We start from the raw sequence: 19355 nt of genomic DNA on the forward strand, positions 1-19355 counted from the left end.
GCAGACCCCGTCTCGGATATCGCGTAGCGTTGGCCCGCTAGTGGTGAAAGCCGCCGCCGAAAATTTCTCCTATCGGCAGAAAGTGCGGATCGGCATTGGGAAATGCTACAAGTTCTCCACAATCGCAGAATTTGGTCCCCGACCATTGACTGAGTCTATTGCCGATCTGACTCTCGATTATCCACAGGGCTCGAGCGGCAATTGGCTGGCGATCTCGGCCCACCGCGTCAGCAACCGCTCTGCCGCCCTGGTATCCAAAAGTCCACTGGGTGAGCGATTGGAGATTGCGATACGCCCCTCGAACTCCCAGACCGTGAGAGAGAGTTGACCTCCCGCCTGAACGGGCCCCTCGAAAAAAACATCCTCAAGCGTGGCGCCGGCGACCCAGAGGGCGGCCCCGTCGCGGCGGACGCCAAACCGTTTTCCTAGTCGCAGGCCCGCTACGCTTGTTAATGCCGCCGTCGGCGTGAAGGTTCCCCAGCTCTCCATCAGAGACAGACACCCCGGGATTCGCTCGGCAATCGCGATTCCGCTCGCCATTTCATGGGCAGTTCCATACCGGCGAACATTCTGCATCTGCTCACTGACCGAGGCCAATGTGTCCGAAAAACGATGAAGTTGGCCGACGGTTCGTCGCACGAAAGCGATTCCGATGTGATTTTGGGTGTCGTGGCGTTGCTCCCACGTTCGCGTTTCGACTGGGTTCATGATCATGACATGGCGGCGCGGGGATATCGCCGCGTCGGAAATGGTCGCCAATGCATGCAACGTCACGGCGACGGCCCAATCGTTCAGATTGACATGACGTGCAAGCAGCGATGCGCGAATGCGGTCGCTCAGCGATCGCGAGAACATCAATCGCAGCTGACCTTGGAAGCTCGCCAAGGTGCTATCGGCACCCAGCACCGCGGCGTGAGCGCCAGCTGATTCAATACTCGGACCAACGACAGGGCGCTTCGGCAATCGGGCATTGCTCCCGCGAACCGTCGCCCACAGATTCCGCAAATCGGGAAGTGCAGTGTAGCCAGACGGCTCCGACCGTCTGGGCTGACCATCGACCTCAGACCCACTCGACGAGCCGCCCTGGGTATCCGGCGCCCGTTCTCCCGACGGGCGGAGCCGTCGGTCGACTTTGTAGCCAGACGGCTCCGACCGTCTGGGCTGGCCGTCGACCTCAGACTCACTCGGCGAGCCGTCCTGGGTATCCGGCGCCCGTTCTCCCGACGGGCAGAGCCGTCGGTCGACTTTGTAGCCAGACGGCTCCGACCGTCTGAGCTGGCCGTCGACCTCAGACTCACTCGGCGAGCCGTCCTGGGTATCCGGCGCCCGCTCTCCCGACGGGCGGAGCCGTCGGTCGACTTTGTAGCCAGACGGCTCCGACCGTCTGAGCTGGCCGTCGACCTCAGACTCACTCGGCGAGCCGTCCTGGGTATCCGGCGCCCGTTCTCCCGACGGGCAGAGCCGTCGGTCGACTTTGTAGCCAGACGGCTCCGACCGTCTGGGCTGACCATCGACCTCTGACCCACTCGACGAGCCGTCCTGGGTATCCGGCGCCCGTTCTCCCGACGGGCAGAGCCGTCGGTCGACTTTGTAGCCAGACGGCTCCGACCGTCTGGGCTGGCCGTCGACCTCAGACCCACTCGGCGAACCGTCCTGGGTATCCGGCGCCCGGTCTCCCGACGGGCGGAGCCGTCGGTCGACTATGCCCCCGCACAGCTGGGCATAGGCATGGAAAATTTGTCCAGTCAATCGGATGGCACCGACCCCGTCGCAACACGCATGATGGAACAGGATACGAACGGACCAATTTTGTTGGTCGAGGGACTGCACGACACAGCGCCCCCCCATGCCCTGACGGGGACGCACGCATTCAGCATCATCTACTTCGGCTGCGACATCGGCAGCGAGCGTGCGGTAAACGAACGATTCCTCCCTTGCCCGCTCTTGCCGCTCCCATCGCTGGCCCTGCCCACGCCCGACGAGCTGGGCATACATACGCGGGTGTTCCTGCAGATGCTCGAACCAGACCTCCCGAAGAGATTCGATCTCAACGTTTCCCTTGAGCACGACCGTGAGGCTGAACACCATGCCGCTGCCATGACTGGGTCGCGCCAGGTAGCGTTCCATGACGGTCGTGGGAAGAAACGACTGAGAGAGGGGGAGAGCCATAGTCGAGCGCGGAACTCTTGGGGAAATGAAAACAGCGAACGCAAGGACGCATTCCTCGCGTTTGATTGCGTGCAGGGATAAGCGAAGACCTCGCTGGAGGCACAGCGAACTCGCCAGTCCTCCCGCTCACACGCGAATGCTCACTCCGCCATCGACAACGATCGTTTGCCCTTGGATCAGATCACTATCGGAACTGCACAGAAACGCCACGACTTTGGCAACATCATGTTGGGCCAGCTTTCGTTCACCGAGCATCATTCGTTCACTGGCCGCTTTAACGAGGTTATCGGAATCCGGCATGCTGGCGATCGCATCAGTGGCGATAATCCCAGGGAGGACGCAGTTAAAATTGATACCGTCGTCGCCAAGTTCGAGAGCGAGATGGCGAATCAAACTTTCCAAGGCGGCTTTCGACGCCCCGATCGCACCGTAATGGGGAACCGACCAGCGAGAGCCGTGGCTACTCACAGCGACAACCTTGCCGTTTTCCGGGCCCGCACCGAGCGCCACCGCCGCAGCCTGAGCCAACCAGATGACTGGGGACGCGTTCGTTCGGAGCACGGCTTCGAAGTTAACAGGAGTCAGATCGGCTAAGGCTCGGAACCCGCCCGCCGCCGCGTTGCTGACAACGATATCGAGTCCGCCGAAGCGAGATTGAACCTCGTCGACCATCGAATGGACATCTTCGCATCGCGACACGTCCGCTTTCACCAGCATCACGTCGGCATCGGCCGCCTTTCGCTCTGCGATCTGCTTGGCGACCTCGACAGCTTTTTCTTGCGAATTCAGAAAGTTGACTGCGACACTTGCGCCACGAGCAGCCAATTCCAGCGCGATCTCGCGCCCAATCCCTCGACTCGCTCCGCTCACGAGAGCTCGCTTTCCCTTCAGATCTTGATTCATTTTCATCCCAACCATCCAATTTGATAACCGACGAGTTCCAAGATGCAGTCGCCATTGAGCCCCATTAGGCTGGCTCGGAGCGTGGCACCGTTTTCATCGTCACTCTCGCAGTCCACGATCACTCGGAGCGGTTCCCCCGGCACGGGCAAGCGGCCGATTTTGATCGTGTCGAATGAGATCGGCAGACTCGGTCGGCCGCCGACACGGTAGGCCAACATCCCCGCGGCATAGAGCACCGCGTCCATCGCGGCGGGCGAAATCACCCATCCTCGCAGCGGTCGATTCTCACCTGCGAGATGCGAGGGACTGGGCGTGACAATCACCCCCATGGCAGTTCGCCCATCGGCGGTGAAGCCGAGTTCTCGCAGACATTGGAACTGCGGTCCGTGGTAAACGGGAGCGTCGATGGATTGATAGTGGACCACATTGTAGTCAGACGGCTCAGACCGTCTGGACTCTCCATCAGCCGCTACTTCTCGCGACGGGCGGAGCCGTCGGTCGACATTGTAGTCAGACGGCTCCGACCGTCTGGACTCTCCATCAGCCGCCACTTCTCGCGACGGGCGGAGCCGTCGGTCGACATTGTAGTCAGACGGCTCCGACCGTCTGGACTCTCCATCGGCCGATACTTCTCGCGACGGGCGGAGCCGTCGGTCGACATTGTAGTCAGACGGCTCCGACCGTCTGGACTCTACATCGGCCGCTACCTCTCGCGACGGGCGGAGCCGTCGGTCGACTTTGTAGTCAGACGGCTCCGACCGTCTGGACTCTCCATCGGCCGCTACCTCTCGCGACGGGCGGAGCCGTCGGTCGACATTGTAGTCAGACGGCTCCGACCGTCTGGACTCATCATCAGCCGCCACTTCTCGCGACGGGCGGAGCCGTCGGTCGACATTGTAGTCAGACGGCTCCGACCGTCTGGACTCGCCATCGGCCGCTACTTCTCGCGACGGGCGGAGCCGTCGGTCGACATTGTAGTCAGACGGCTCCGACCGTCTGGACTCATCATCGGCCGCTACTTCTCGCGACGGGCGGAGCCGTCGGTCGACATTTTCTCCCAATTCGATGGTGGCACTGAAGTGTGGCCGCGAGGCTTCGACGAGACGTCCGTCGCGGCGTCGCAGGTCGCTGACGAGCGTCCATCGCTGGTGCGATGGCGAGGTGCTCTCCGGTGCAGCACCCTGCGCATTCACTGGCAGGAGTTCCACGGAGATGGGATCCGACGTCAGGCATTTCAGGGGACGATGGGCCTGCACGTCGTGCAATGCGATGACACCTCGGTTGGTTCCGGCTCGAGCAGCTTCGGCGAGCATCTCAATGGCGATCACGAACGGCAAGGTGGGACGTCCTTGCACCAAGTGCTCGCTCAAGAATCGATCGCTGGTAGGGTCAAGCGTGACGTTATGCGAGGCGAAGGACGCAGAGTCTTGCCATTGACTTCGGTCGCCTTCGGGATCGAGCATCGGTAGCGGCAGGCCGATTTCGCAACGATCGGAACGCCTCGAAAGCTCACTATCGCAGGAACACGTCTCCTCGCCTTCGGGAAAGAACTTCCGGACGTATCTCCGGTCCGTAATCAGGACTTCCGTCGCATCGCCGCCACACTCGATCTCGTTAAGGAAGTGTTGCAGGCCCTCATGGGCGGGCATGAAATCCATGCCGATCATGTCGAGGGCTAGTTTCGCCTCGGGTTTCGTGGCCATGCCGATGTCACCCCAAGCATGCCAATGAAACGTGACGCAGTGGGTATCGGGACGTTCTTCTTGCAGGTTGTCGATCAGTTTGGCCAGCATATCGTTGGCAGCAGAGTAGTCGGTATGCCCATTGGCTCCAAAGCGGCCACTGATGCTACCGAAGCCGATGAACCAATCGAGCGGATCGCGGCGAGTTGCGTTAGCCAAGGCGATACAGCCATCGATCTTAGCGCGGAAGCATTTCTCGACTTTGTCAGGGCGTTTGCGATCAAATCGGGCATCTTGACCGGCACCGGCACCCTGAATCACGCCGCGAATCGGACCATCGCTGTGGCGAATTTGCTCGATCAATCGATTAACAGCCTCAACGTCGGAGACATCGACGCTGTGATAGACGGCATCAATCGAGCGTCCCCGGCAGGCTTGCAAGGTTTGGTCGATCTCGATCGCCTTTTCGAGCTTCTGCCAAGTGGTGACGGGGTTGCCACCTTGAGCCTGGGTGCGGCTCATGACTTGGCGGCGTAGTGCCGGTCGATCCGTCGCCGCTTTCACACGGGTGGCCTCATCGATCTGGGGGACCGGTGCAGTGCCGAGCAGATGCAGTTTCAATCCGTGCCGCGACGCCAGTTCCATGGCGGTCAGCGCCGTAATTCCGCGTCCGCCACCGGCAACGATCCAATTGCCCCCAGGCGTAATCTGAGGCGATGTCGTGGACGAAGTCGAGGTTGGCAGGGGGCTGTAACACGCGGCGGTGGCGAAACGCTGTTCAGCCCCGACAGCGACTTCTTCATCGTAGGAAGGCACTGCGAGTTCGCGCCAAATGCCGGCCGTGACATCCGCGGCAGTAGCGTCCGGCAGCGGATCGATAATCAACATCGGCGTGTCGCGGTAACCGCGCATCCAAGCTTCGATCAACATCGCTTTGGTCAATCCGGACAGGCCGCCGGATTCGGACGAGACCAGACCGGAGCGGTCGAAATGGAAGTTGCCAGCGGAGCGCACCACCGTCGCGAGCGTCGCGTCGGAGATGCGGTCTTCGTCAATCAGTCCCTGCATCCAGCGTTGGCACAATCGGAACGGATTGCTCAGTGCAGCCCCACGCCGTGACTGCCACACCGCAGCATCGGTCGTTGCCCAAACCGCGTCATCGTCATGGGGCGTCGTGATGAACAAGTGCGGCGAAACCCCGTCTGCCCACAGCGCGTCCAATCGAGCATCCAACTGTTCCGGCGACACCGATGAATCCAACTGCTCGATCGGGTACTGCGACGAGCGAGAATCCGCTCGCCACCGTGCAAGAATCGCCCGAGAAATCGAATTATTGCCCAGCACCAATGCGGGACCGTGCCAGTCCGGACAGGTCGGCATGTTGGGCAGGCGCGGGGTAGGACGCATTGCCATCACGAACCGATGGGTTCCCGTCGCCGGGACCGGCTCGGCTAGCGTGGGTTCAACTCCGTTTTTTTTTTCGAGAGTCGACACGGAGACGGATCCCGACCCACCTTGCGACTCAGCCGTGGAGCCGATTTGCTCCCACACAAAGGCGCGAATGGATTCGAGTGTGGCGAAGTCAGCGAGTGACAAACCGGAATCCTGGAGCGACTCGAGCTGGTATTGTTGGGCCAACTCACCGAGTAACTGCGCCTTCTTGATACTATCGATCCCGAGTTCGCCCTCCATGTCGGCGTCCATGTCGATAATCGATTCATCGTATCCAGTTTGGTCAACGACCAGGTCGATCATCAAACGACGCAGGGACTCATCCGTATCGGCGACATCATGGTCCGCTTCGTCCCAGGGCTCCGGTGCAGCGTCCGCCACGATCTCCGGAGATGGCTCAGGAGCGGGATTTTCAGAATCCTGCTGCGTCGAAGCGGGGGCGAGAATCCCCAGGATATCGTTGAGCGTTTCGAACTGGGCAAGCTGCATTGATTGAACGTCGACCGGAGTGTCGGCCCACTGGACGATCTCACCGATCAACTGCGCTTTCTTGATACTGTCGACTCCCAGTTCCGCTTCTAGATCCGCATCAAACTCGATGATATCCGGGTCGTAGCCGGTCAGGTCAACGGCTAAATCGAACAAGAACGAACGGGCACCTTGCAATTCGGGGGCAGACGAAGCGTCGACGGCGGGCACCGTTACCGAATCAGCCTGTGCCGCCGGGGCGGCTGTGGCAGACCGACCGTTTACTAGTGTATCGGTTGCCCGTGTTAAGGTTGCGTGTGTTTCGGTTGCGGGCGCGGGGGCGATTGCAGGTCTTGCAGAGCTGTCCGCTGCAGACGGCTTGGGCTCGGATGAAGGCGGGCGGCGACGGTTGCGCGTCACATCGACAACCTCAAACAGATTCTCATTCGAACCGGCTGCGGACTCAGGGGCAACGTGAGTTGACGAAATACCGCGAGCCGACGAGGGAAGTTGTCCCGGAGTGGGTGTCGTTTGAGCGTTCGCTGGGGATTGCTCAAAGGATTCGCAGGCCAAGTCGATGAGTCGTTGTTGCAGCCCGTATTCACGGCGGCGATCATCGGCACTGAGGCAGATCGCCCGCCCATCCACGGTCGCTTGGGCGAGCCGGGTGAGCACGTTGTCGGGGCCAACTTCAATCAACAAGCCGCAGCCTTCGGCGACGATCCGTTGCAGGGCGCCATTGAAACAAACCGGGCGCGTCAGTTGATGGATCAGGTTGTCCATCAGATCGGTCGGTTCAGCAAGAAAACGATTCGAGACCGCTGAGAGGAACCCTAATCGCGGCGGCATCAATAACTGCCCGCCGAAGCGGGCACGCAACAGGTCCTGCGCCGGCTGCATCGCGGGCGTGTGGAATGCGGCGGGGACGTGAATCACCACGGCGGCCATTCCCGCTGCGATCAAATGTTCTTTGGCGGTTTGGATGTCCTGCTTTTCTCCCGCGATCACCGTGCTCAGGGGTGAATTGTGGTGCGAGATCACGGCGCCGAGTTTGTGCCGGTCGATCACGGCCTGGACCGCAGACGGTTCGCCGCGGACGGACAGCAATTGACCACCGACTTGGCGTGTCATGATCACGGCATCACTACGGCACTTGGCGAACTCAATCGCTTGGTCGATATCCATCACACCGGCCGCCCATGCCGCGGTGCATTCACCGAAGCTATGCCCGAGCACGACATCGGGGCGATATCCCCGATGGAACAGGGAATCTGTCATTGCCGCGCCAACGGCGAGCACCCACAACTGCGTCCACCACACATCGCGGCCGAGCTGTCCTTGGGGATCGGCCAAGCGATCGCCGACCGGCTCGATGCCTCGATTTTGCAACCGCGCGTCGACGTCTCGCAGGAACGATCGTGCCCTCTCGGCGTACGATGCACGGGAGTCGGGTGAGAGCAGGCGTGGGACGGCAGGATATTGGGATCCCTGCCCGGGGAAGAGCCACCCCACACGACTGCCCGCGGACTCTCGACAGCGAATCCAGGCAAGATGTTTCGCGATGGCGGTCGTTCGCCGGTCCATCAACGGCCCCGCTACGATTGCCTCGGCAGCGGCAGCAACCTCCTTGGTGTCTCGGCCGACGATGGCAATGTCAATGAGGTTCCTCGTAGCCGATCCCTCGCGTGCGGAGAGAGTTCCAGCGAACGTATCGACTGCCGACGACAAGGTCGAGCGAGGAGGTAGCTCCGCGTTCGTGTTGCCGGCGAGCAATCTCAAATCCTGTTCGAGACGGCTAGGATCGCTCGATTGCAAGCGAATCTGCAGTCCCCCAGCAGGTGATTCGACCGGCCCAGTCACGACAGGGTTGCCAGTGGCCGGTTCCATCCGCTGCGAACCAGCGGAAGAGTTCGCAGGGTGTGTCTCGCGAGGGCGGGACATCGATGGGGCGGACGCTCGGATCATAGGAGTCGGAGTGGGCTGTTTGGCAATTTGATATTCGATTTGGTAACCGTCCTGCGCTGTCTCGCAGATCCGCTGGACTGGCGGTGCCGCCGGTGACTGTTCCATCGCGATCGTGGCGGCCAGCGTCCGGACGATTCCTTGTCCACCGCCGAGATGCCCCAACTGGGAGATCAATTTCGGCACCGATGTCTCCCGATAGGCCGCTGACTGCCGAGCCTCATCGGCGCGGGCTCGGGCCACGTCCTCGGTCCAACTCTCCGCAGCGTGCTCGAGGACGCCAAAAATGGGTTGGTTCTGTGCGACGGCATCGGAGAATCGCTGCAACATCATGATGGCAACTCCTTCGCCGGGGAAGATCTGAGACCCGTCTGCCGGTAGATCTTCGGGTTGACCGGATTGGACCAACAGACACTTCCTGTGCAATTGTTCAAAGGCGACTAGGTCCATCGAGCGATGCGTCGTGCCGCACAGAACAGTGTCCACCTGTCCGCGTCGCAACTGTTCCATCGCCGTCACGATGGCGAGCCCACCGGACGCTTCGTCGGCGTCGACGGCGCAGGCGCCGCCCATCAGATCGAATGTCCGGGTGAGACGTGAAGCGAGTGTGCTGGCGGTGAATCCACCGGTCTCGTCGAGCAAGGCGGGATAACGCTGCATCACAGCTTCGTGAAACTGCTCCACGATCGGCTGCATCGTCTCATCGGACACCCCTTCCCGGCGGGCGATCTCGAGGAAGTGTTTGCGTACTTCCGGCAAGCGCAACCCGATTTGCAGTGCGTTGCTGAACTCGCCTCCAAAGATCGTACCGACGACGACTCCGACGCGAGTTCGGTCGACTGACCATGTTCCCCCGTCAAACTCCTCGATAGCCTGCGCGGCCGCTTGAATCAGCATCAACTGAGCGGGGTTGGCGTAGCGCACCGTTTTCGGTGGGATACGATATCCTTGGGCATCGAAATCGAAATCGCGGATGTAGCCACCCCGGCAGTGCGGGATTCGGCCATCGTAGTCCGCGCCAAGGGCAGCGGTCTGATCAACACCGATCCAGCCTCGATCGCGAGACCGCTGAGGCCAGCGTCCGGGAGGCGGGTCACCGATGCAGCTCTTGTCGGACTTTAGCCGCTCGGCGAGTTCAGCGAGATTCTTGGCACCCGGCAATACCAGGCCGCGCCCTACAATCGCGATCGGTTCGGGTACTTGCCGCTCGACTCCGCTGCGGCGAGACGTCTGGCCAGCCCGATCTGATTGCCGAATGACCACATGAGCATTCAGGCCACCGATACCGAACGCATTGACGCCCGCGACCCGGGAACCGGAGGCATTGCGGCGGGGCCACGGCTCGATCGAATCGACGACGCGAACGGGGGAATCCGTCCAGTCATAGGTCTCATTGGGCTGTTCAAAATGAATCGAAGGTGGCAGTTGCCCCTTTTGCATGGAGATCAAACATTTCACCATGCCGACCAGTCCAGCAGCTTCGAGTAGGTGCCCAAGATTGCTTTTGACACTTCCGATAGCCAATGCCGTTTGCGAAGGTGGGCGCGAGCCGGACTCCGGTTCGCTCCGCAGTATCGCCTTGAGAGTCTCGAGCTCGGTGGCGTCACCGACCTGGGTACTCGTCGCATGGCACTCCAGATAATCGACGTCCAAGGTTGCCTCTGCTGCGGAGGCCCCCCGGCGGATCGCGAGCTGTTGGCCTTCACTGCGAGGCGCCCACAGCCCCTTGCCTTTGCCGTCCGACGCGACACCGACACCCGCGACAGCAGCATGAATGGGCAGTCCAAGTCGCTCGGCGACACTGCGACGAACCAGCACGATGGCGACATAGCCTTCGCTGCTAATCAATCCGCTGGCGCGGCGATCAAACGGATAGCACCCCTCGTCACTGCAGGCACCTGACTGCGAGAACAAGGCAAGATTATCGACATTATTGAAAGTCGCCCCGCCCACCACGGCGACGTCCAAATGGTCCGCAGTAATCGCCGAGACAGCGTGATGGAGTGCAAGGAGCGACGAAGAACAGGCCGCATCAATGACTTCGCGGCGACCACGAAAACCGATCAAGCCAGCAGCAAGAGATGCGGCGCTGTATGCGTTGAAACTGGGCGATCGATCGGACTGCCAGCTCGGCCGCCCCCGGCGAATGGCGGCGGTCAGATCGGCTTTGAGCCGATCGATGCCAGTAGAATCCATGCGTTGGCCAAGATCCGTTTCTTCGATCAATTCTGAGGTCGCCGACGCGAGCGTGCTCATTGCCAGCGGACCACCGGATTGGGTTCCGCCACTATGGCCGACCAACACACCGGCCCGTTGGGGATCCAACCCGGCGAGGGCATCGATCGTTTCCACGCCAAAGGCGGACTGCACAGCTGCCATCGCAACCTGCGCGAATTGTCGATGGGTTAGATCGAAATCGCCGACCGCGTTGATGCGCCGTTCCCGCTCCGCATCGAGCGGCTCGGGAGCGACACAGCCGCCGAGTTCTGTATAGGTTTTCCCTGGCAGATTTCGCTCGGTGTCGAAATACAGCGAGCGATCCAACCGATCCTCGGGCATCAGCGCGACGCCTGAGCGTCCCTGCCATAGTAGATTGGCGAAATCGTGGGCGTTGTCCACGCCGCCGGGCAGGCGAACCTCGTATCCGCAGACAACGATCTCATCCCCATCGTGGTCGCTGCCCTCGGCGTGGGCAGTGGAGGGTGCGAATTCGCTCTCGGCAGTGCTTCCGCTCTTGGCAGTCTTCCCGCTCTCGGCAGCACTTCCGCTCCCCCGCGCCTGGCTGGCTTGTGGGATAGTCTGCGTCTTGGGGTCAGCCGAATTGTCCGTGGAAACATCGCGTCTCGGCTTCCGCTCGGCGGCCGAGGACGTGAACGCTGACCAGTGACGCACCATTTCCAATAGCTCGTCGGTACGAATTTCCGGCGTGGGCGCCAGCTCCGTTTCTGCAATCACGCGGTCAATGTGATGACGGCCGAAGGACGGATCGTCGCGGAAATAGGGCAAGAAAGTCTTCACGAATGGAGCTGCCATCCGATCAAGTTCGGATTTCTCGTCCGCATTGAGCCTGGGGGACGCTGGGCGATTACTCGGACGGCGGCTCACACGTGTGGGCCGGCTGAGCCAAGCTTGGGTCGCGGTCCGAAAGGCCCCGTCCAAATCGCTCACCGTCGTGCCCGATTGGGAGGTCAAGTGATAGGTTTGGTCGTGATAGTGTGGTGTGGAAATGACAGCCAAGATCGCGTCGGCAATCCAATCAACGTCTACAATATTCTTTTGTTCAGTACCGTCAAAACCGAGATTGCGAAACCATTGTCCATGATCGGGCAGCCCGAAGCGGGACGCCAACATTTGGTACATGGAGAATGCACCGTAGATCGTGCGATCACCTGAAACCGGCGAAAGCCCCGTCCGGTCGATCACGATCGACGGGCGATAAATCGTCAAAGAATCGAGGTTTCCTGCTTGCCATGCTTCGCGGAGCATGGCTTCAGCCATACTTTTGCTGCGTTCGTAGTCATTGGCGAAACTCTGACCGATATCCAATTCGCTCTCGAGCACCGTCCCACTCCGCTGGCCACAAACGTAAGCGGTTGAGACATGGTGAAACCGCGACAGATTAGCTTCTCGGCAGAAGTCGAGGACATGAGCGGTCCCGTCGACGTTCGTTCGGTAGGGCTCGTTGTCCGCTGATTCACTTGCCGGTGCAAAGCTCAAACTCGCGGCGCTGTGCAGGATTTGACGGCAGTTCTCGGCAATCCAACGCGTATTCTCGGTCAGCAACCCAAGGCCGGGTTGGTTCAAATCGCCTTGAAAGACTCGCGGCCGATCGAGGGCGACGTTCCACGCCTGTTCGAAGCGACTGAGAATCTGCTCGATCCGTTCAGCGGCGTTCTGAGTGCCCTTGCCACGGGCGATGACAGCGAGCGGTTGCCCCAGACGCAGCCACTGAGCCATCACGTATGAACCCACCATCCCAGTGGCCCCGGTCAACAGCAACGTCCCCGTCGAGGTACTCTTGGAACGCAAGCTCGCCTCGCGAGGGATACTGTCTCTGGAATCGGAATCTCCACTCACGCGTTCGCCTCCCCGAACGAGAGACGTGCTGGTGCCCAGTCGATGTACCTCATCAGCATGAAATTGGCTTTTCGCAGAGGATGAATGGGAGAAGAGAGACGAGACAGTTCATCATAATCACCAAAATGGGGAGCCAAGGCAAATCTTGAGGTCGGTTTTGACATCGCTGTAGCTGCCTACGGATTATTCGTCTCGGACGGATTGTGGGGGATGAAACCAGGCGAGCGGGCGAACCAGCCTCGCCATGGGACTGAGGGGGAAACTTGCGAACGCCACAGTGCTCTGATCCGGTCGGGCAGCACCCGCGAAGCTGCCTACAGTGTGAAGATAGGACAGATAGAGAGTCTGTCCAGCTCCTGTTGTCCGTAAGATGCCCGAATTCTGGTGAAAAACAACGGCTGAGCAATTGGGTCAACCGAACACAGTAGGTGAATACCCATTTCACTCAAGCTCGGACGAGTTGCGGATATGAAGAACGAAATCCATCGAGTGTCGTTGGGTCTGCTAGCGTTGATGACGCTAGGAGGCTGTGCGTCATTCAACGATTGCTATTACGAGAAAACGCAGCGAGTGCGTGCACTCAAGGAGTACATCCATTGCGGGCAGCCGGACTGTGCCGAGTTCGCTCGCGATTACAAGGCAGGCTGGATTGATGGCTTCTACGAAGTCGCAACGGGGGGGAGCGATTGCCCACCCGCGGTCGCCCCAGAGCGATACTACAAACCCGAGCAGATTCTGAAGTACTGTGACAAGAAGCGTCACGATTACTACAGTGGCTGGCAGGACGGAGCGGCACGAGCGTCGCAGTTCCCAGACACTCACTATCTGAGAATCTACGAGACGAGTGAATGCCCCTTCCCACGTTGCGAGAAACCGTGCAGCGACGGGCAGTGTGGTCCTTGCCGCGAGGCGTTCGTCGGGATGTCCGCCACGACGGAAATGATCGAGACCGCCCCCACGCCGTCCACCACAGTGCCCGCTCCGACGACCACGGTACCGGCTCCGACGACGACCGTGCCCGCTGCAATGCCGACTCTGCCTGCCGAGTTTGAGTACAGCGAGGACATCGATTTGCATTCGAGTTCGAATCAAACGATCCAGCCACAACGCGACTCAGCCCTGAACCTGACGAGCCCCAAGAGCAACGAGCTCGACGGTCCATCGGTCGGAACAGCGGCGGAATCGGTTGCCCTGCCGCTGCCGAAACCCAGCGCCAACACGCTGACCGATATCCCAACGCTGCCGCTGATTCCCCCCGCCCCGGCACCGGAACCCGCTGCGGTTCCGATGCCCGCTGCTGAGCAAACCCCCGCTGCTGCGGACGTGATCGCTGCGACACAGGCTGCGGAATCCGAAGAGGCTCCATTGGTTTCGATTCCAGGATACCGGGCCACCTCGGAGTGGAGCCGACCGACTGCTCAACCGACTCAGGCTAAACCTGTTGGCTTTATCCGCATGGTCGAGCCGATCCAAGCGGCTCCGAAATCGAGCCCAGTGATCGAAGGTGCCGAACCCATCGTGATTGTTGATGCACCCTATCAACGATTTCAGATGAGTGATTCCGAAACCGAAGACAAAGCCGTTATCAAACTCGTCGAATGATTCGCGAGTCCCTTTTTGACCTCACATCCCAATTATTCAATCCTGTATTGCGAAGGGATTCAGCAATGATTCGCTCGAGTCAACATCACCCCATCACCGCGTCAATTGCCGTTACGGCGTTGATCACCATCACGGCGCTGTCGAGCACCGGATGTCATATTCACTCCGTCGCGTCGGCTCGTAATTCGATCCCAGCCCATCGGCTCGATCCGAATCTGTTCGGTTGCTCGCGAGAAGCCCTGGCTCCGCTGCCATACTCCTCGTTGGGGCAGGTCAAGCCGGAACAGCACATCATCGGCGCAGGCGATACGCTGTCGGTCTATGTGTACGGCGTCTTCCCCGCTAACGAAGAAGAAACCCCGGTCCAGCAGCGGGCCCAGTCACTCAACCAGCGGTACTATCCACCGCGTGGTACCGTGGTCGGTCCTCTGACCGGTCTGCCGACGCGGGTGGAAGGCAACGGCACGATTGATATGCCGCTGATCGGTGACATCTCGATCTCCGGCCTGACCTTGCCGGAAGCCGTGGCCAAGATCAAACAGGCCTACTACGACGAGAACGTGCTGCAGGAAGGGAAAGAACGCGTCACCGTTGACTTGCTGATCCCACGGGTTCGCAGGATCGTGGTGTTGCGACAAGACTCGCCCGCTCCCCAGGTTTCCCTGACTCCGCCCGGAGTGGTCGACCAAGTGCACCGCGGCAGTGGCGAGGTCATCGATTTGCCAATGTACGAAAACGACGTCCTGCATGCTCTCGGTGCCACGGGCGGATTGCCCGGCACCGATGCCGCACGCGAACTGTATGTCATCCGCAATGGGGCGGGAATCAATACCCAATTCCTCAGCGGCAGTTCGCTGCAAGGCTTGGTCAGTGGTGGAGAAGGGGGCGAGTGCAATCCAGGCGTGATTCGCATCCCCTTGGTCGGCTGCCCCTGTGACGGGATCCCCTTCACACCCGCCGATGTGGTCCTCAACGATGGCGACACGATCTATATCCCCCGTCGTGATGAGTACTTCATCACCGGTGGCTTGTTGCCAGGGGCTCGTGTGCCATTGCCACGCGATAAAGACGTCGACGTGCTCGAAGCAATTGCCCTGGCGACCGGGTCTCCTGGTGGACCTCTCGGCCTGAGCGGTGCTGTTTTGGCCGGTGGCACTCCCGGTTACGTTCGCGAAGCGACGCAAGTGATGATTCTGCGAACGCTTCCCGATGGGCGTCAAATCAACATCCGCGTCGATTTGGACCGGGCCATCAACGACCAGAAGCAACGTATTCGCATCATGCCTGACGACGTCGTGATGCTGCATCAGAAACCAGGGGCCGCGTTCTTCAACACGTTCCTCAACTTCTTCAGCGGTGATTCCTTGTTAATCACAGCTGTAGATAACTGAGCCGGATAATCCTCCGAATCGTTACTCTCGAAACACCGCGGCGTTCTCGTCGCGGTGTTTTTTTGTGTCGGATCCGGCAGGCAATGGCGAATCGATCATAGCCCCGACGCTTTTCGCGACCTATGATCAATCACGACGCTTGGACGCCAGCCAATCGCGTATCCGGATTGGCTCCACGCCGACTTCCCTCGGCCGCTTCTCTGTTCCTACTTCTATACACTGCGATGCTCAATCAAATTTCCTTGAAGATCGGCTGTGTCCTCATCACCGGCCTGCTCATCGCCATGTTGGTGCATCAAAAGCAATCTCGGCCCGCTGGGTCGGCGAACGCTTCGCTGGAACAGACCGAGCGAGCGGAGCAGGCTGCCCTGGAACTCGGTAAAATCGGCGAGGGCTCTGACGCGGCAGGTTCGGACGGGGCAGCCAACGAGCCGGGGGATGCAATGCCAGACAGTCCGCAAACCCAGGTTGCTCTGCGGGTGGGAAAGATCGCCTCGACCCCTGAACGCAGCGAGATCCATCGCATCCAGACGCTGCCGATGATGGAGTCGGAAATCCGTCGTTTGTATGCCCGCGCCAAAGCGTCATCCTGCCGGATGGTAACCGCCGGTGGCTCGGTGCAGCCCAACTCCCCACCGCCGCTGCCCGGTCAAGCATCAACAATCGGCCGTGTGCCATCTATCACCGTTGGCTTGGAAATGGCCAGAGAGGGCCGTAGCAAACTGCCGACGGTAACACGCAGCCAGGTTGATGAGTATTTCCGAAAACATCGTCTCTCGATACAGCCCGTGGTTTATGCGGATCCCACCGGGCAGTACTACTTCGGCACCGATTGTCAGGCGGCGTTCTTTGAGAGCGAACGACCGGGGATCGCGATCCAGCCCGAACCCATGATCGAATCAGCGGTCGCACGGTTCCGTTCGCTGGGGGTCTTTTCATCTGCCCAGAGCGAGGATTCGCGTTTTGCAAAGAGTTCGCCGGCTGGTTCCCAACCCGATGCTGGCCGAACCCTGGTGATGGCGTTCACGTTCGAAAAGGGCGACCAACTCGTCTCGGGCGTCGGTGCGGCCAACCGTCAAAGCACGGAGTTGTTGTTTTTTCACCTACCTGACCACACCTCGGTAAACGTCGATCAGCCGAGAGGGCGAGCTAGCGATCCCGAGGTACCAATGGACGTGTTCATCACCAGCGATGATCGGCGAACATTGAACCGGCTCGATCTGCAGTCAACCGACATCAACTCACCTATGCCTACCATCTCGGCTGACATCCGGTTCGACAAAATGATTCTCTTGGGCATGTACCCAGCTGAACCGGTTGTCACCAAGATCCACTATCGCGCCGCTGGAGTCGTCTCGATGGAACTTGTAACGAAGATGATGCAAGGGTCCGGTGATCGTTCGAGCATGTCGCTCAGTGAGATTCTCGATCAGTTCGCTTTGCTCTCTCAGTCGCGGTCGACGCCCGACTCAGTAACCCGCGCCGCGGGGACAGGCAGCGAAACGGCGGGCCCGAGCGACGCTTCGGATGAGTCGTGGTACCAGGAGATGTCGCGGCGCAAATACGATTCGCTGAATCGCTCCTTGCAGCCGATCGAAAAGAACGACGCTCCGTTTTGATCGCGAACCAGCCTAGATAGAACCATCGTGCTGCCTACCAACTACCTGATCTCGCTGGTCATTCACGACATCATCCTGGCTGCCACGTGTTATGTGACGGGGTGGTGTGTGCTGCGATACCAGGTGAGGGTCAATTACACTCGCAAGATCAACCATTTTCTGTTGATGTTGATCCCATTCGTGCTGGCATGGTGGTTCCCCTACACTCCTAGTTTAGCCACGACGGTCACGAGTTTGGTCGGGTTTGTGGTGATGACGGGCGTGTTCGCGAAGCCGATTCGAGATCGCGTTCCGCTCGTTGCCACGGCTTTCGCCGCCGTCGACCGTCCCGAGGACCGGCCGCATACCCTCGCTTGGATTCTCAGCCAGGCGGTTGGCGCCTATCTCGTGATCATCGTTGTCTTTTCGATGCTGAGATGGTTCGATGCCGCCGAATTGGTTGCCATCCCGCTGCTCGTCAACGGCATAGGTGATGGGTTGGCCGAGCCGATCGGTGTCCGCTTCGGCCGTCACCGATACCACGTCCCCTCTCTCGCGCCGGGCAGGTGCTACACCCGGTCCTACGAGGGAAGCGCGTGCGTGTGGCTAACCTCAATGATCGTCGTTTTGGGTCTGCTGCCCATTCTCTCGTGGCCGGTTTTCATCGGGCTGATTATCTCGATACCGCCGGTCATGACACTCACCGAAGCGTTCTCACCGCACTCGTGGGACGCGCCATTCATGTACGCAATCGGCGGCGCCTGCATCGGCTTCGTCTTGTTGATCACTGGCGGATGAACACCAACCAATGAGCCGAAGGCCGTCAGGCCTCGGGTAGCACCCACCCGCTTCCATCACCGGTTTTCATCACGCGAACCGTTCGGTGATTTGGTCGGCGGCGCGGCGTAGATCCGCATCATCGTCGAAGGCCGCTTCCATTTTTCGAATCGCGTGCAAGACGGTCGAATGATCCCGACCACCGAATGCGTCACCGATCTGCGAGAGACTCGAGTCGGTCAGTTGACGTGACAACCACATGGCGAGGGAACGGGCGCGGACAATATTCTGCCTCCGCGACCCGCTCCGCATCTCCGACGACTTGACGCCGAGGCTTCTCGCTACCGCCGAGGTGATTGATTTGATCGAGACGGATTCTTGCTCACCGACCGGTCCACCCGCCGAGGCCAACGCTTCGGCACAAACCGGCGACGCGTTCATCCGGCACCACATAGCGACCTGTTTGACCCCCGCTTCGAGCTCCCGCACGCTCACGTTCGTCGGCAGTCCGCCGTCGAGCAACGCCCAAGTGTCCGGTTCGGCATCGGGAAGATGGGTCAGGATCAACTCCCGCAAGATCGCCTTGCGGGCGTCGCCTTCGGGCGGTCGCAATTCCACCGTCAGGCCGGGCAACGTGCGGCTGACCAGGGGCGGCCTCAAACCACGAATTTCCGAGGGCAACCGGCGACAGGTCACAATCGTGATCCGCCCGGCCGCGTCGCGGGCCTCGAGCCGCGCCGCGAGCTCTTCCTGGGCAGGCGCCTTGTCCGCGATCAAATGCAAGTCATCGATCACCCACACGCAAGCATCATCGAGATTCTTGCGCATTCGCGGCATGTCTTTGGAATCAATCGAAGAGGCGAACTCGCGAGCGAAATCGACCGCCGGTTGGTAGAGGACGCGTGAGGACAGGACCTTGCTGGTCACGCCGGCGGTCGCTGAGCTGCGTCCCGAACCGCTGCTCTCGGCAGGGGCTGCCGGATCGCTCAATTGGTCCCACACCGAGTCGATCCCAATCCGTTGGGCCAGGTGCAGTGCCAAGGCGGTTTTGCCCACCCCGGGCGGTCCGACCAACAGTAGTGGGCGGGCGATCTCGAGCAGCGGGGAAACGGTTTGGTCACAGACATAACCCGCTAATCGGTTCTCTCGCCCATAGTAAAACAGCGGTGTGACCGGCCGCACCACCGGTGCTTCACGCCGCCGCCGGCGCAGCGACGGACGCTCCAGCGGGAAGGACGAGACGGCGGGCGGTGATGGAGTGACCACGAGGCTTT

8 protein-coding genes are annotated in these 19355 nt (G+C 60.4%); 4 read left to right on the forward strand and 4 right to left on the reverse strand.

What is annotated here, in order from left to right:
* Nucleotides 1–177: 177 nt before the first annotated feature.
* The 3 genes from CA85_RS17445 to CA85_RS25775 all read right to left on the reverse strand — a co-directional run bounded on the left by CA85_RS17445 (nt 178) and on the right by CA85_RS25775 (nt 12665).
* Nucleotides 178–2169, reverse strand: coding sequence for a hypothetical protein (locus tag CA85_RS17445; protein WP_186775021.1), 1992 nt, complete (start codon nt 2167–2169; stop codon nt 178–180).
* A 126-nt stretch (nt 2170–2295) separates the two neighbouring features.
* Nucleotides 2296–3078, reverse strand: coding sequence for an SDR family oxidoreductase (locus CA85_RS17450; protein ID WP_146392650.1), 783 nt, complete (start codon nt 3076–3078; stop codon nt 2296–2298).
* Complete coding sequence (locus CA85_RS25775; RefSeq protein WP_261344716.1) at nt 3075–12665, reverse strand: type I polyketide synthase; 9591 nt, start codon at nt 12663–12665, stop codon at nt 3075–3077. The genes CA85_RS17450 and CA85_RS25775 overlap by 4 nt, the downstream gene beginning before the upstream one ends.
* 516 nt (nt 12666–13181) lie before the next feature.
* On the opposite strand from CA85_RS25775, the gene CA85_RS17480 reads away from it, so the two are divergent.
* From CA85_RS17480 to CA85_RS17495, 4 genes are all read left to right on the forward strand, one after another.
* A complete protein-coding gene (locus tag CA85_RS17480; RefSeq protein ID WP_146392651.1) occupies nt 13182–14315 on the forward strand; it encodes a hypothetical protein in 1134 nt (377 codons plus the stop codon).
* Nucleotides 14316–14380: 65 nt separating this feature from the next.
* On the forward strand, nt 14381–15706 hold the full coding sequence (locus tag CA85_RS17485; protein WP_146392652.1) for a polysaccharide biosynthesis/export family protein: 1326 nt from the start codon (nt 14381–14383) through the stop codon (nt 15704–15706).
* A 122-nt stretch (nt 15707–15828) separates the two neighbouring features.
* A complete protein-coding gene (locus CA85_RS17490) occupies nt 15829–17325 on the forward strand; it encodes a hypothetical protein (protein ID WP_186775022.1) in 1497 nt (498 codons plus the stop codon).
* A gap of 27 nt (nt 17326–17352) precedes the next feature.
* The gene (locus tag CA85_RS17495) at nt 17353–18102 is read left to right on the forward strand and encodes a hypothetical protein (RefSeq protein WP_146392654.1); all 750 of its coding nucleotides are present in this window, start codon (nt 17353–17355) and stop codon (nt 18100–18102) included.
* A gap of 69 nt (nt 18103–18171) precedes the next feature.
* On the opposite strand, the gene CA85_RS17500 is transcribed toward CA85_RS17495, so the two are convergent.
* Nucleotides 18172–19347 (reverse strand): helix-turn-helix domain-containing protein, encoded by a 1176-nt coding sequence (locus tag CA85_RS17500; protein WP_246112914.1) that lies wholly within the window; start codon nt 19345–19347, stop codon nt 18172–18174.
* Nucleotides 19348–19355: the final 8 nt, after the last annotated feature.

Origin of the sequence: Allorhodopirellula solitaria (genome assembly GCF_007859855.1) — a bacterium.
GTDB lineage: Bacteria > Planctomycetota > Planctomycetia > Pirellulales > Pirellulaceae > Rhodopirellula > Rhodopirellula solitaria.

Coding starts and splice junctions, on each gene's coding strand:
- CA85_RS17480 (WP_146392651.1), top strand. CDS start 13,182: ATGAAGAACGAAATCCATCGAGTGTCGTTGGGTCTGCTAGCGTTGATG.
- CA85_RS17490 (WP_186775022.1), top strand. CDS start 15,829: ATGATCAATCACGACGCTTGGACGCCAGCCAATCGCGTATCCGGATTG.
- CA85_RS17445 (WP_186775021.1), bottom strand. CDS start 2,169: ATGGCTCTCCCCCTCTCTCAGTCGTTTCTTCCCACGACCGTCATGGAA.
- CA85_RS17485 (WP_146392652.1), top strand. CDS start 14,381: ATGATTCGCTCGAGTCAACATCACCCCATCACCGCGTCAATTGCCGTT.
- CA85_RS17450 (WP_146392650.1), bottom strand. CDS start 3,078: ATGAAAATGAATCAAGATCTGAAGGGAAAGCGAGCTCTCGTGAGCGGA.